This is a genomic window from Flagellimonas oceani, from assembly GCF_011068285.1.
Taxonomy (GTDB): Bacteria; Bacteroidota; Bacteroidia; order Flavobacteriales; family Flavobacteriaceae; genus Flagellimonas; species Flagellimonas oceani.
In genome coordinates this window covers 1,155,713-1,170,352 of the sequence record NZ_CP049616.1, presented here as the reverse complement: position 1 = coordinate 1,170,352, position 14,640 = coordinate 1,155,713, and the positions used below count along the sequence as shown (strand labels likewise).

Genomic DNA, 14,640 nt, shown 5'->3' with positions numbered 1-14,640 from the left:
ACTCAATCCGTTATTATATCCACGACTTTGTTATAGGTCACTATCAATCCGCTCAAGGGAATCACGACATATACATAGGCCAAGGGCAACCCCAATGCAGGGGAGTGCTGTTTGAGTTCGTAGGTAGTGTACACCAACCATCCGCCGCCTATCACCATTGCCGCCATACAGAAGAGGATAATAAAACCGGACACTGCTCTTTTTAATACTCTTTGATTTTTGGCATTGGCCCGTTTGGCCAATACATCTATGGCCACATGACCATTTTTCCCCGACACATATGCCGCTCCCAATAATCCCAACCAGATCATAAGAAATCTGGCAAGCTCATCCGTAAAGGCACTTGGTGTACCCAGAACATATCTACTGAACACCTGCCAAAGCACATTAAGTACCATAAGGCTCATTAACAATACCAGCAAGTGAGCCAAAATATTTTCCACTGTCCTTTTGAGTCCCATCAATTTGCCAATGATTTGATTTGTTCTATCATGTTGTTCAACGCTTCGTCCTCTTCGTAGGTCCGGTACATTTCCTTTGTCATTTCGATAAATGGCTTTTTATCCGGATATGAAACCTCTACACCAGCTTCCTTGATTTTTTCCAACGCTTCGGCTTCCGATTCGGCCCACAATTTCCGCTGATGCTGCAGCGACTTTTTTACTGCTTTGTTGAGCCAACCTTTTTCCTGGTCTGAGAGGACATCCCAAAACTGGGTACCAACGATCAAGACATCTGGCGAAAATGTATGTTCGTCCAGCGAATAATACGGACAAACCTCATAATGTTTGGAAAGATAAAAACTAGGTAGATTGTTCTCCGCTCCGTCCACCACACCTTGTTGTAGGGATGTGTAGAGCTCTCCCCACGAAATGGGGGTCGGGGAACCTCCGAGACTTTTGACCATATCCATTGCGGTAATACTCTCCATCACCCTTATCTTGAGCCCCTTTAGGTCATCTGGGGCGGTTACGGCTTCTTTTTCGGTATAAAAACTTCTAAACCCGGCATCGTAATACCCTAAGCCTTTCAATCTAAATTGTTCGGCATTGTCCAATAATGATTGTCCGATTGGACCATCCAATACCTCAAATGCGTGTTCCCTGCTCTCAAAAAGATAGGGCAGCCCCAATATTCTGGTCTTCGGGGCAAAATTCTCCAGGGTTGCAACCGACACTTTGGTCATATCAAGGCTGCCCAATTGAATCAACTCCAGAATTTCACGTTCAGTGCCCAATTGTTGATTGGGGTAGATTTCGATTCGGAGCTTTCCTTTTGAAACACTATCAAGGTCTTCCCCCATTTTCACCATGGCCCTGTGCACGGAATGGTTAATGTCCAGACCATGTGCCAACCTAATTGTTCTAATGCCCGAGGTTTCTTCGCAACCGAGGGCGAAAAACAAAGTGCATAATAAAATGGTGGCTTTGAGGTGCTTCATTATTTCTCTCTTCTGATTTTTTCTATCAATTTTAAGGTGTCCGTCACTTTTTTCTGCAATCCTTTAAAATCCTTTTGCTCCAGAACCTCTTTGGAAATCAATTTCGAACCCATTCCCACACATGTTACTCCTGCATCAAACCAAGCCCGAAGGTTTGCCTCCTCTGTACTGACCCCTCCGGTGGGCATGATACTTGTCCACGGCTGGGGGCCTTTAATGGCCTTTACAAACCCTGGGCCATAAGTAGACCCGGGAAAGAGCTTGATGAGTTCACAGCCCAATTCTTCCGCCCGGTTGATCTCGGTCAAAGAGCCACAGCCCGGAGACCAAAGTACTTTTCTGCGATTGCATACTATGGCGATATCTTCCCTTAAAGATGGGGTTACCACAAAGCTTGCCCCCATTTGCATGTACATGGATGCTGCAGCTGCATCGGTAATGGAACCAACTCCCATGATCATACCGGGCAGCTCCTTCATTGTATATTTGTTCAGCTCCGAGAAAACTTCGAAGGCAAAGTCACCACGGGCAGTGAACTCCAACAATCGGGCACCGCCATCATAACATGCCTTGAGCACCTTTTTCCCTATTTCGACGTCGGAATGATAGAACAAGGGAACCATACCGGTTTCCTGCATTACCCGAACTACTTCCAATCTTGAATATCTTGCCATTTTGTTTTTTTATCGTGATACTCTTCCAGAGGCATCGCCTCCCATTAACTTTTCCACTTCTGCAACGGTGGCCAAATTGGCATCCCCTTTTATGGTATGTTTCAAACATGATGCCGCTACGGCAAAGTCCAATGCTTTTTGGTCGTCGCCGGGCCAGTTCAGCAATCCATAGATAAGACCACCCATGAAGGAGTCACCTCCCCCGACACGGTCCACGATGTGTGTGATTTGATACTCCCTTGATTGGTACATGGCTTGTCCATCATACAGCACGCCGGCCCATGTATTGTGCGAAGCTGACAAAGACCCCCTTAATGTTGTAATGACCTTTTTTGCGTTGGGGAACCTTTTCATCATCTGTTGGCAGACCGATAAAAAAGCATCCGCCTTTACATGCTCGCCTTGCGTGGTAATGTCCAGCCCTTCGGGTTTGATACCAAAGTGTTTTTCCGCATCCTCCTCATTTCCCAAAACAATATCGCAATACGAGGTCAGTTCGGACATGATCTCTTCTCGCTTGGTGTCGTCACAATATTTCCAAAGTTTGGCCCGGTAGTTCAAATCCGTGGATATGGTAACGCCATGTTTTTTTGCGATTTTCACGGCCTCGATACAGGCATCTGCCGCCCCCTGCGATATCGCCGGTGTGATGCCTGTCCAATGGAACCATTCCACATCCTTGAACACACTGTTCCAATCTACCATACCAGGCTCTATCTCCGCCATGGCAGAATGTGCCCTATCGTAGACCACCTTGCTGCCCCTGCTGACCGCACCTGTTTCCAAAAAATAAATACCCAAGCGGTCTCCTCCATAAACAATGTTATCGGTACCTACACCTCGCTTTCGCATCTCCATCAGGGCACATTCCCCAATATCATTTTTTGGCAATCGGGTCACAAAATCCACTGGCACGCCATAGTTTGCCAAGGAAACTGCGACATTGGACTCCCCTCCGCCATAGACCACATCAAAACTATTGGCCTGCGAGAACCTCAAAAATCCCGGTGGGGCCAAGCGAAGCATTATTTCCCCGAAGGTTACTACTTTTTTCATCCTGTTACTTTTGTTTTAGTTATCTCCTAAATTAAAATAGGCTTTGGCATTTCTATAAGAAATGTCTTGGACCAATCCGCCTATGTATTCGATATCATTGGGTACAAGCCCTTTTTTTATGTCATTCCCCAATATATTGCACAACAATCTCCTAAAGTATTCGTGTCTGGGAAAGGATAAAAAGCTTCGGGAATCGGTGAGCATCCCCACAAAACAACTGAGCAAGCCCATATTTGACACTGCATTCAACTGTTTTTCCATACCATCCAGTTGATCGTTGTACCACCATCCGGAACCCATTTGCATCTTCCCCCGTACACTGCCATCATTAAAATTTCCCACCATTGCGGCAAAAACCTCATTAAGGGCGGGGTTGAGGTTATAAAGGATTGTCTTGCTGAGCTGTCCCGTATTTTCAAGGGCATCTAAAAATTTGGCCAGATTGATGGCCTGCGGAAAGTCACCTATCGAATCAAAACCGGCATCAGGTCCTAACTGGTCGAATTTTCTTTTGTTGGTGTTTCGCAACGCTCCCAAATGAAATTGCTGTACCCATCCCAATTTATGGTATTCTCGGCAAAGATGGATCAAAGTCTCAAAGGTAAAGTATTGTTTCTCTTCTCTTTCCAAGGGAAGGCCGTTCAATAGCTTACCAAAGATGGCCTCAACATCATAGCTGTTCATCTCAAAATGATACAGTTGTTCCAGACCATGGTCGGAAAGGCGGCAACCTTGTTCATGGAAAAATATCATTCTCTTCTTAAGAGCCTCTATCAAATCCTGATAAGTAGCTATTCGGATTCTGGATGCCTCCCCCAATCTTTCCAAATATGCCCTGTAGGCACTATTGTCCTCTATGGCATATGCCTTATCGGGCCTGAAGGTCGGCAGCATCTTTAATGAAGTATTCTTTTTCGCTGTGCTACGATGGTGTTCCAAATTATCAACCGGGTCATCAGTGGTGCAGATGACCTCTACGTTGCACTGTTGCAACAGTCCCAATGCACTATGGCTCTTCTCTTGCAGTTGTTCTTTGGTATCCTCATAAATACGTCCCGCGTTTTTTCCGCTAAGCAGATCATCGATTCCAAAGTAACGTTTTAGTTCCAAATGTGTCCAATGATATAATGGGTTTCTTAGGGTGTAAGGAACTGTCTCGGCCCATTTTTGAAACTTTTCCCTATCGGGTGCATCACCGGTAATGTAACCTTCATCAATACCACAAGCCCGCATTGCCCTCCATTTATAATGATCATCCGTCAACCAGGCCTCCGCGAGATTTTTAAACTGGTGATTATTATCAACATGCTCGGGCGACAAGTGGTTATGGTAATCAATTATAGGCATTTCCTTGGCATAGCCGTGGTACAGCTCCTCTGCTTGTGGCGTCTCCAATAAAAAGTTCTCTTTTATGAATGTCATTATAGCAGAGATTTTTCGATGCCGTACATGAGTCCCCTTAATTCCGCAAGGCCACGAAGGCGCCCTATAGCGGAGTATCCCGGATTCGTTTTCTTTTGGATATCGTCCAACATTTGGTGTCCATGGTCGGGCCGCATGGGCATACGTTGGTTCTTTGCGTTTTTTTCCTTGCGCCCAAGCTGTTCTTTGAGCAATTCGTACATTACCCCGTACATATCCACATCCCCATCCAGATGGTCCGCTTCATAAAAATTGCCGAGCGCATCTCTTTTCGTGCTTCTTAGATGTATAAAATTGATTTTTTTTGATAAACGACGGGCCATGCCCACAAGCTCATTGTCCTCCCTGACGCCATAAGACCCCGTGCAAAAACACAGTCCATTGTGAGGGCTGTCGTAGGCCGCAAGCAGTTTGTTGGCATCTTCTTCCGTACTCACCACTCTTGGGAGGCCCAAGATAGGATATGGGGGATCATCGGGATGTATGGCTAAAAACACCCCGGATTTTTCCGCAATCGGGCCAATCTCCTTGATAAAGCTGTACAGGTTGTTTCTAAGTTCCTCTTCTCCAATATCCCTATACATGTCCAAAGCCCGTTGAAATTGCTCCACAGTATATCCTTCCTCAGCTCCAGGAAGACCGGCAATGATGTTTTGCACCAAACGGTTCTTTGCATCGTCGTCCATCAATTCGAATGCTGTTTTGGCCATTTCAATGGTTTCCTTGGAGTAATGGTCAAAGGCTTCTTCACGATTTAAAATAAAGAGTTCAAAGGCGGCAAATTGAACGGCATCAAAACGAAGTGCATAGGAACCATCGGGCATTTCATAGGACAAATCCGTTCGGGTCCAGTCCAAGATGGGCATAAAGTTGTAACACACCGTATCTATTCCGCAAGAACCAAGATTCTCAATGCTCTGTTTGTAATTCGTTATATAGGTCTCATAGTTTCCCGTTCTTTTTTTAATCTCCTCGTGCACGGGTATGCTCTCCACCACCGACCAAGTGAGACCAAAGTCCTCTACTTCTTGTTTTCTTTTGTTTATTTCCGATATCGGCCATACATCGCCATTTGGAATATGGTGCAATGCCGTTACAATGCCGGTCGCGCCGGCCTGTTTAATATCAGCAAGGGAAACAGGGTCTTTTGGTCCGTACCAGCGCCATGTTTGTTCTAACCCCATAATTATTGAATTTTAAAGCTTTTAATTTCTTTTTTTACACACCACTAAATGCACTGAACCCGCCATCAATGGGAACCACAATCCCGGTAACAAATTTTGACTGGTCGCTGCACAACCATAATGAGGTACCTACCAAATCCTCCGGTTCTCCAAAACGCCCCATGGGAGTTTGATCGATAATCGTAGCCCCTCTAGCGGTCAGACCTCCTTCGGGCTCGGTCAATAAACTTCTGTTTTGATCGGTAAGAAAAAAACCGGGGGCCAATGCATTGACCCTAATGTCCACTTTGGAAAAATGGACGGCAAGCCATTGGGTAAAATTGGAAACGGCGGCTTTTGCCCCACTATAGGCCGGTATTTTGGTAAGTGGCGTAAAGGCATTCATCGAGGAAATGTTCAGAACATTACTGCCTGTGCGTCCCACCATTTCCTTGGAAAAAACTTGTGTGGGCAAAAGGGTTCCGATAAAATTCAAGTTGAACACAAATTGAATCCCTTCCATGTCCAAATCAAAGAATGTCTTGAAATCCTTTGCTGTTTCAACCAAATCCTCCTTGAGCAAATAGGGGTTACTGGTCGTTCCCAAAGGATGATTCCCTCCTGCTCCATTGATCAGTATATCGCAGGGACCAAACTTTTCCGTAATCTTCTTTTTGGCCTCTTCCAAGCTTTCTCGATCAAGTACATCTACTTTAAGAGCAATTGCCCTACCTCCGGACTTATCAATCTTGTCGACAACGGCTTGGGCGGATTCCATATTCAAATCCATCACGCAGACCTTTGCGCCCTGCCCGGCAAAAGCATGGGCCAGTGTACTGCATAAAATACCTCCACCACCTGTAATTGCGACAACCTTGCCTTTCAAATCTTTATATTTGGGATTATCCATTGGTATTGTTTTTTCTTTGAACACAGTTTTAAATGAGGCATAAAAAATATTCTGTGTACTTTTAACATAGTTTCAAATATATAAAATTTAAACACCCATTCGGAGAAAAAGACAATATTTCCTATAAAAAAATGAATACTCAAGAAAAATTACAGGACATTCAAGTAAAATCGGATTCCTTTGAATGTTCGGTGACAGCTGACATAACGGTTTTCGGATATGTTGATGGTAAACTGAAAATCCTTCTTATAAAAAGGTCGTTGGGACATTTTAAAAACCAATGGCACGTTCCCGGAGGGGTCATGGAAGAGCATGAAACTATTGAAGATTGTGCCGCCAAAGTCCTTTATTCCCTGACTGGGTTCAGGGACATACACTTTGAACAGGTAAAGACCTACACGGCTTTGGATAGACATCCTTTAAAAAGGGTCATTACCATCTGTTTCTATGCACTGGTCAAACCGGAGAACCATCCTTTAACCTTAAGGGACAACATTACGAGCATTGATTGGTTCGATATGGACGACATACCCAATAATCTTGGTTACGATCATAAAAAGTTGATCAGCGAAGCGTACTTATTTGTGCAGAACAATTTAAAGCATAGGCTAATCGTTGGCGAGCTTCTTCCAAAGGAATTCACTTTACACGAACTGCAAAAGCTCTATGAGGACATTCTAAATGTTGAACTGGATAGAAGGAATTTCAGAAAACGTATTTTCCAAATGGATGTTTTGGAGAACACTGGCGAAAAAAAGCAGGGTGTTAAGGGAGGCCCTTATCTGTACAAGTTAAAATAATGCCCGCTGAGATACTATCGCATATTCAATTATCAAATCCCTTATTTTGATTCAAACAACACCTAAAGGCAGCTATTAGCTTTACTTTCGATATACCCAGAATCATTTAGAATACAAATTGGGAAGTAAACTTAATTATGCTTTACATTATTCAACGGCATAGACCGGTCAAATGTAAAATTTCTTAAGTTTGTTATTCTATGAAAGGTATCCTTGGCCGTCTTTTCAGTGTTTTTTTAATCGGATTGCTCCTGATCAAGATTTCTGCATTTCATGTTTATGATGACCATGACCCTTCAGAAGATTCATCCAATCACTGTGAGCTCTGTCTTCTGAGTTTTGTTGGGCAACAATCAGAAGGACAGATTACACCCCCATTTATCACCCTCCAAGAACCTGAAACGCCCATTACCACCAAGCAACAAAATGTTTTTTACGCTTCTAGATATTCAAATGCGAACAAGCCCGTCATACTTTTTTCCAGACCACCTCCCTACAGCCCCAGTTGATTTTTATCTGAGTAAAACGACAATAGTATAACACAACTTGGAAATATTACCATTTCGAATAATGGTTCCCTGTCCATCTGGAATTTGGAGAACCTTTATAATAATTACCCATAATCCATTTATAAATTCTAAAAACAAGAAAAATGAAAATGTTTAAATCAAATTTTGTTACAATCATGCTTTTTTTGGTTGCCATTACCACATCGTGCAAACAACAGAAAAAAGATGCTGCCGATGAAACTGCTGAAGACAGCAAGATGGAAACATCCCTAGAGACAGAGCAACCGACCATCACTCTTGAAAAATTGGAAGGATCACCCGAATATGCGGATGCTGTTCTTCAATTGGATGAACCCACAAACACCAAAATCGCGAACGGTGGAGAGGTCAATTTTTCGTTTACGGTGAACAATTATGAACTGGGTGCCCAGACCGAAGGTCCTAACGCAGAAATGCTCGCCAATTCCGGCAAAGGGCAGCACATCCATTTCATCTTGGACAATCAACCTTATTCGGCCCATTACGAACCAAGCTTCGCAAAAGAAATTCCTGATGGGGTTCATCATTTGGTGGCATTCTTAAGCCGTTCCTACCACGAGTCGGTCAAGAATGATAACTCCGTAGTGGTAAAAAAACTTGAAGTCGGCACAAATCCCGAGGACAGTCTGGGATTGGATATGGATGCCCCGACCTTGATCTACAGCCGACCTAAAGGTGAGTATTCCGGGAAGGACACGGAAAATCTACTTTTGGACTTTTTTGTGCTCAACACGAAACTTTCAGAAAGTGGCAATAAGGTGAAGGCGACCATCAATGGTACGGAATTTTTGATTGCGGAATGGGCCCCACACATCATAAAAGGACTTCCCAAAGGAGAAGTAACCATTACGTTGGAACTCATTGATGCTGACGGAAATATGATTCCAGGACCTTTCAATCAAGTTACAAGAACCGTTATGCTCAAAGAATAGCAATTGATGAAAATTGAATAATCCACAAAAGTTTATGTGCCTGTTAAAATCCAGCACCGTTTCTCCCTAAACTTTTGAGGTTATACCTAGTTTTAAAGTTGGCACAACCCGAAATATGGCATCAATCTTTGCTTATTTTATGAGATGTATTGTGTCAACTTTATCATTTTTTCCGCTAAATCGGCTATTGCGGCTGCATATCGTTCATCCCATTCTTCCAAACGTTCCGTGGAATTTGAAGACATTTCATACTCCAATCCCGGAAGAATCCAAGAAGCATAGCCGCTAAAAGGGTCGGTAGAGGCATACAGCGATTTATACCAAGAACCAAAATACATCCCTTTTTCGTCTATAAAGCTCTTTTCCAAGGCCAACAATTGTTTGTTGATTTCCTTGATTTCCTTTTTTGATAGTTTTTCGCTCGACAGGGCACTTTGAATTGCAGCGCTCAATTCTTTTCCATTTTCTTCCAAAGTGGCCAGTGATTGCTCTACTTTATCAAATCCAGCAAATTCCTTGTCAAACTTTTGGATTTTTTCAACGGCATTTTCAAAATGACCCTTTAGATCAGTGGCGTAACGTTCCACATCATAAGGGATTATCTCGGCATTGGCCATCCTAAGCGCCATCAACCCCACCCATTGTTCTATGGTTCCGCCCATTTGAAACTCGGGGTCCACAAACTTTTCGTAAAAATGAAAATCGTCATAATTGGTATGATACAATGTTGGGCCGCCCGCTCCCCCACTCAACGAAGGAACTCCCACGTGCATGTAAAAACCGATATGATCGGAACCTCCTCCCAAGTTTCCTATGGAAGGCTGTTCATTCTCACCACTCCAATGACCATACAATGTTTTATCGGAATAGGGATACTCCACTTGTTTTGCCATTTCGGTCATTATTTCCTTTAAGGTAGGTGATGATGAACCACCAATGTTCTTGCCAGAAACACCTGCATCAAAATTCATATAGGCCACTGCCTTGGCTCCCAGTTCCTCCTTTAATTGTTCCACCCATTCCGAAGAACCGAGCACGCCATGCTCCTCGGCATCCCAATGTGCAATCATAATGGATCTCTTGGGTGCCATTCCATTCTTAGCCAATTTTCCGAGGGTTTCGCTCAAAGAGATCAACATAGCGGTACCACTGTTGGGGTCGGTTGCCCCAAAGGCCCATGCATCAAAATGGCATCCAATAATAATCCACTCATCAGGATATGTAGTCCCTTTTAAGGTTCCCACAATGTTGCTCACTCTTACAAAATCCCTCTTTTGGTCAACCTTTACACGGACCTTTAATTCCTTGCCTCCCTCCAAACGGTAGGTATGGGGCAAACCTCCCTGCCATCCATTGGGCACGACCTGTCCTTTCATACGACCTATGATTTCGTTTGCCGAGCCATATGGCAATGGCAATACCGGAATGGTATGGAGGTCGGTTTCGGCAGGATCCAATCTTTGTATTTTTTTCTTGCCGTCCAATGGCAATGCGGGTTCAAACGGGGTAAGTGGATCACCGGTATAATCAACGGTCAAAACGGAGCCTCTTTGTATGGCACTTTCATTATAGTACACCCCATCCGGATACACCAATCCTTTGGTATATCCACTATCACCAGGGTCGGTATAAATAATAAGCCCGGCAGCACCATATTGTTCAGCAAACTTGGCTTTAAATCCCCTGAAGTTTTTTCCGTAACGGGCGATAACGATTTTTCCTTTGACATCGACCCCCATTTCTTCCACCTTTTCGAAGTCTTCCTTGGTCCCATAGTTGGCATAGACAACTTCGGCGGTAACGTCGCCGCTTCCAGAGTACGCATTCCAACCCTTGTCCAAACTTGGATCGCTGGAAAATGGATCCTCTTCCAAAATATATTCCTGTTGGTTGAGTGGCAATCGAATTGGGGTGACCAATTCCACAACGGAGCTCCCTCCTTCGGTGGACATATAAATATCGTAGGGGTATCGGTCGACTTCCATTCCGGCGTCTGCCATGACCTGAAATATGTAATCGGCAACCTTATCATTGGCAGGGGTTCCCGCCACGTGGGGCTTCTCTGTTAACTTTTGAAGGTGTTCCTTGAATTTTGGGAAATCCACCGTGTTTTTAAAGGTGGATTCCAATGCCTGTTGTTCTGATTTGGATGATGGTGTATATCCTCTAAATTCTTGGGACATGACAAGTTGAGCCGCCATCAATCCAAGAAAAGAACAGATAATGGTTTTAACGGGGGCACTCCCCTTTCTTTTGTAAATCATAATTGAGTGTTGAGTTAGTTAGATGGTTAAAAATAAAAATTATACAATTGGCTTCCGCTATAAATGGATTAAAAAAATAATCTTGAACCCATCGCTTGCCATACAATTAAAGTCGATCATACCTCTATTTGGTTGAAAAGCACTGGTACATATTCGAATTATTAATGCAACTATATCGCAATAATAGAAATTGTTCTTAGATTTGACCAAAATCCGGCAATATTTAGTGTATAGCCAAAAACACAACTTATGATTTGATCGCACTGACAAGTTCGCTTGTTTGCGCCATTCGTTGTGCGCTGGGCAGATTGGATTTAAGTGAACTCTGGGAGGTGTCCCTTGTGGTTCTGCTGGTTTCGATGGCCCATTTCGTCAACTGGAAATTATTGAGATCATCCTGTAAACATAAAAGCGAATGAGTTTTATAATGGATTTTTACAATACTTATTCGTTGCAATGAGACAAAGTTCCTTCAAGATCAGCATCTCCATTTTATTCCTTGCCATTTTCCTAACCTTGAAAATAGCTGGGCTACATTCTTTTGCGCATCTTGGTGATGGCGATCACCCCCAACAATGTGATGTTTGCGATATGGTAGTGGCCAGCCAATGTTTGCCCATAGCAAGCTTTCAATCCGAAGAAATTACTTTTTACAACGGGGATTTTTTGATTGTAAAAACAAACCCTGAAGTCTATTGCTTTGTTCCTGTCAATAAAATTTCTGTAAACCTGCTCTTTTCGAGACCTCCTCCTTATTTCATCTAAACAAATTAACAGATGCATTTTTAAGGTTGAGCCATAGTTTTTGGGTGTATGAATCCTTTCATTCCCATACATTTTATTCAAAAATTTGGGCTCCCATAATGTCATTTATAGTCTGTTTTTTAAATTTTTTCAAAATACTTTTTAATTCATATAAATATTTTTTTAGCTTTGTCTAAATTTAATTTTATACTAACAAAAATAAATATGCACAAACATATCCCCCTATTTATGCTAGCCATATTCTTACAATTCACCTCGTTATTTGGACAAGAAGAAATGGGTGTTGTAGTTGGCCAAGTAACCTCAAATGGAAAACCTGTTCCTTACGCGGCCATTTATGTCAAGAATGGAAGTCAGGGAACCAATACGGACGACAACGGCAATTTTGAACTAAATGTTCCGGTTGGAGAACAAACCATTGCGGCCGCCTCACAAGGATTTAGAACCGCAACACAGTCCGCCACAGTCCGTAAAAACCAACAAACGACCGTGAATTTTGAACTTATAGAAGATGCCCTTGGCCTTAACGAAGTGGTGATCAGTGCCACCCGTAACCGGGTGGAACGCAGGGAGGCACCCGTAGTGGTTTCCTCTATAAAACCACGGTTGTTGAATGCCACACAATCCATATCGGTTGCTGATGGACTAAACTTTTCTCCGGGGGTGCGTGTAGAGACAAATTGTCAAAATTGTGGTTTTACCCAGGTTCGTTTGAACGGGCTCGAGGGTGCCTATACCCAAATATTGCTCAATAGCAGGCCTGTTTTTTCTTCCCTATTGGGCGTATACGGATTGGAACAGATTCCCACAAATATCATTGAGCGAATTGAAGTGGTACGAAGTGGAGGTTCTGCACTATACGGTTCCAATGCCATTGCCGGGACGGTGAACATTATCACCAAGGACCCGATTCTAAACACTTGGGAAGTGGGAAGTACATTGGCCTTGGTAGATGGAAAATCAGCAGACCGTATCTTGACGTTCAACACCTCCATTGTGGCCGATGATCTCAAAAGCGGAGTTACCCTTTTTGGCAATTACCGAAATAGACAATCCTATGACGCCAATAGTGATGGCTTCACAGAGATGGTTGAACTCCAAAACAATACCGTTGGGGCCAAAGCATTTTTCCGCCCCAATGACCTCAGCCGTATTTCGGTCAACCTGAATGCCATTAGAGAAACCCGTAGAGGGGGTGACAAACTAGACCATGCACCACATTTTACCGATATCACCGAACAATTGGACCACAATACCTTTCTTGGAGGTGCCGATTATGAGATTTACAGTGAGGACAGAAGTGCCCAATACCAAGTGTACACCTCTGCCTCACACACCGATCGTGGCAGCTACTATGGCGGATTGGGAGGTGGAAGAACCCGTCAGGACAGTATCCAGGCGAACAATGCCTATGGAAACACAAAGGATTTGGCTTGGGTAAATGGATTTCAATATACCAAAACCTTCAAAGGGAAGGACGTATTGACTTCCGGTGTGGAGTATAACCATTCCAACACCGAGGATGAGATTCCGGGTTATGACAGACTGATTGACCAACAAGTAAACTCCCTTGGTGTTTATGCCCAATATGAATGGAAACCCAGCGACGCGTTCACGGCCTTGATAGGTGCCAGGTTGGACAATGTTTCCGTTGATGGTGCGTACGCCATTGGAGGAATCAATAGAGATGTCGACCTTACCCAAACCGCTTTTTCTCCCAGATTGACCCTATCCTATCAATTTACGGAAGAATTGAAATTCAGGGGCGGTTATGCCCGTGGTTTCAGGGCTCCACAAGCTTTTAACGAGGATCTGCACATTTCCAGCGTGGGTGGTGAGCCGATGTTCGTGATTCTTTCCGAAGACTTGGAAACTGAATATTCCAATGCCTACACAGGGTCGTTCAATTACTCCGTGACCAAAGGATTGTTACAGATGGATATCCTTTTGGAAGGATTCTACACAAGCATTGAAGCCCCCTTTACCACCGTCAGCACCGGGGCCACCTTGGCAAACGGGTCCATTTTGGAAGAAGTGCGCAATGGTTCCGGGGCACAAGTGTATGGCTCCAATTTTGAATTTGGCATTTCTCCGGACCCTAAATGGCAAATGCAGTTGGGCGGTACGTTGCAAAAATCCGAATACAAAGAGCCTCAGCTGCTTTTTGAATCGGATGGAACCCCAGGAGAGAACGACATCATCATTGATGAATTTGTCCGCAACCCCAACCTCTACGGCTATCTGAACGTAACTTGGTTGCCCAGTGAAAAATTCAATATGGGCGTTACCAGCACCTATACCGGTGGTATGGTCGTTCCCCGCGTTATCAGCGATTCTGGATTTATGGAGTTGGTTGATACAAATCCTTTTTATGACCTCAACCTAAAGTTAGAAACCCACTTTGACCTTAATGAGAATTTTGCGATTACACTTTCTGGTGGGGTCAAGAATATTTTCAACAGTTACCAAGATGATTTTGACACAGGTGCTGAAAGGGATTCCGATTACGTTTATGGCCCCGGTGCCCCAAGAACCTACTTTGTAGGATTAAAGTTTGGAAAATTGCATTAAAACAACACATAAAATTTGATATACGAAAAGGCCACATTTCTTTTTAAACCAAAATTCCGGTAATTTAAAAGCGAAAAGGATGTGGTCTTTTTTT

The 14,640-nt window shown here is 43.6% G+C and carries 13 protein-coding genes; 5 read left to right on the top strand and 8 right to left on the bottom strand.

Annotated features, from left to right (window positions below; all coding sequences use genetic code 11):
* Window positions 1-2 precede the first annotated feature (2 nt).
* The 7 genes from GVT53_RS05455 to GVT53_RS05425 are packed head-to-tail and all read right to left on the bottom strand — an operon-like array spanning window position 3 to window position 6,666.
* Window positions 3-461 carry a TRAP transporter small permease gene (locus tag GVT53_RS05455; protein ID WP_166247801.1) on the bottom strand — a complete coding sequence of 153 codons (459 nt, stop codon included), beginning with the start codon at window positions 459-461 and terminating at the stop codon, window positions 3-5.
* A complete protein-coding gene (locus tag GVT53_RS05450; RefSeq protein ID WP_166247800.1) occupies window positions 461-1,441 on the bottom strand; it encodes a TRAP transporter substrate-binding protein in 981 nt (326 codons plus the stop codon). The genes GVT53_RS05455 and GVT53_RS05450 overlap by 1 nt, the downstream gene beginning before the upstream one ends.
* A complete protein-coding gene (locus tag GVT53_RS05445) occupies window positions 1,441-2,115 on the bottom strand; it encodes a bifunctional 4-hydroxy-2-oxoglutarate aldolase/2-dehydro-3-deoxy-phosphogluconate aldolase (protein WP_166247799.1) in 675 nt (224 codons plus the stop codon). The genes GVT53_RS05450 and GVT53_RS05445 overlap by 1 nt, the downstream gene beginning before the upstream one ends.
* Before the next feature lie 9 nt (window positions 2,116-2,124).
* Window positions 2,125-3,171 carry a sugar kinase gene (locus GVT53_RS05440; RefSeq protein WP_166247798.1) on the bottom strand — a complete coding sequence of 349 codons (1,047 nt, stop codon included), beginning with the start codon at window positions 3,169-3,171 and terminating at the stop codon, window positions 2,125-2,127.
* A 15-nt stretch (window positions 3,172-3,186) separates the two neighbouring features.
* Complete coding sequence (gene uxaC, locus GVT53_RS05435) at window positions 3,187-4,593, bottom strand: glucuronate isomerase (protein ID WP_166247797.1); 1,407 nt, start codon at window positions 4,591-4,593, stop codon at window positions 3,187-3,189.
* Window positions 4,593-5,777: a mannonate dehydratase gene (gene uxuA, locus GVT53_RS05430; protein WP_166247796.1), complete on the bottom strand. Its 1,185-nt coding sequence runs from the start codon at window positions 5,775-5,777 to the stop codon at window positions 4,593-4,595. The genes uxaC and uxuA overlap by 1 nt, the downstream gene beginning before the upstream one ends.
* 34 nt (window positions 5,778-5,811) lie before the next feature.
* Window positions 5,812-6,666, bottom strand: a complete 855-nt coding sequence (locus tag GVT53_RS05425; RefSeq protein ID WP_166247795.1) for an SDR family oxidoreductase — start codon at window positions 6,664-6,666, stop codon at window positions 5,812-5,814.
* A gap of 131 nt (window positions 6,667-6,797) precedes the next feature.
* On the opposite strand from GVT53_RS05425, the gene GVT53_RS05420 reads away from it, so the two are divergent.
* The 3 genes from GVT53_RS05420 (at window position 6,798) to GVT53_RS05410 (ending at window position 8,946) form a co-directional block, all read left to right on the top strand.
* Window positions 6,798-7,466 carry an NUDIX hydrolase gene (locus GVT53_RS05420; protein WP_166247794.1) on the top strand — a complete coding sequence of 223 codons (669 nt, stop codon included), beginning with the start codon at window positions 6,798-6,800 and terminating at the stop codon, window positions 7,464-7,466.
* A gap of 200 nt (window positions 7,467-7,666) precedes the next feature.
* On the top strand, window positions 7,667-7,975 hold the full coding sequence (locus tag GVT53_RS05415; protein ID WP_166247793.1) for a hypothetical protein: 309 nt from the start codon (window positions 7,667-7,669) through the stop codon (window positions 7,973-7,975).
* Window positions 7,976-8,151: 176 nt separating this feature from the next.
* A complete protein-coding gene (locus GVT53_RS05410; protein ID WP_240905152.1) occupies window positions 8,152-8,946 on the top strand; it encodes a hypothetical protein in 795 nt (264 codons plus the stop codon).
* A gap of 137 nt (window positions 8,947-9,083) precedes the next feature.
* On the opposite strand, the gene GVT53_RS05405 is transcribed toward GVT53_RS05410, so the two are convergent.
* Window positions 9,084-11,210 (bottom strand): M28 family peptidase, encoded by a 2,127-nt coding sequence (locus GVT53_RS05405; RefSeq protein ID WP_240905151.1) that lies wholly within the window; start codon window positions 11,208-11,210, stop codon window positions 9,084-9,086.
* Between the two features lie 456 nt (window positions 11,211-11,666).
* Here GVT53_RS05405 and GVT53_RS05400 point away from each other — a divergent pair, with 456 nt between their 5' ends.
* The gene (locus GVT53_RS05400; protein ID WP_166247792.1) at window positions 11,667-11,975 is read left to right on the top strand and encodes a hypothetical protein; all 309 of its coding nucleotides are present in this window, start codon (window positions 11,667-11,669) and stop codon (window positions 11,973-11,975) included.
* A 228-nt stretch (window positions 11,976-12,203) separates the two neighbouring features.
* Window positions 12,204-14,546 carry a TonB-dependent receptor gene (locus GVT53_RS05395; protein WP_205791901.1) on the top strand — a complete coding sequence of 781 codons (2,343 nt, stop codon included), beginning with the start codon at window positions 12,204-12,206 and terminating at the stop codon, window positions 14,544-14,546.
* The last annotated feature ends 94 nt before the right edge of the window (window positions 14,547-14,640 follow it).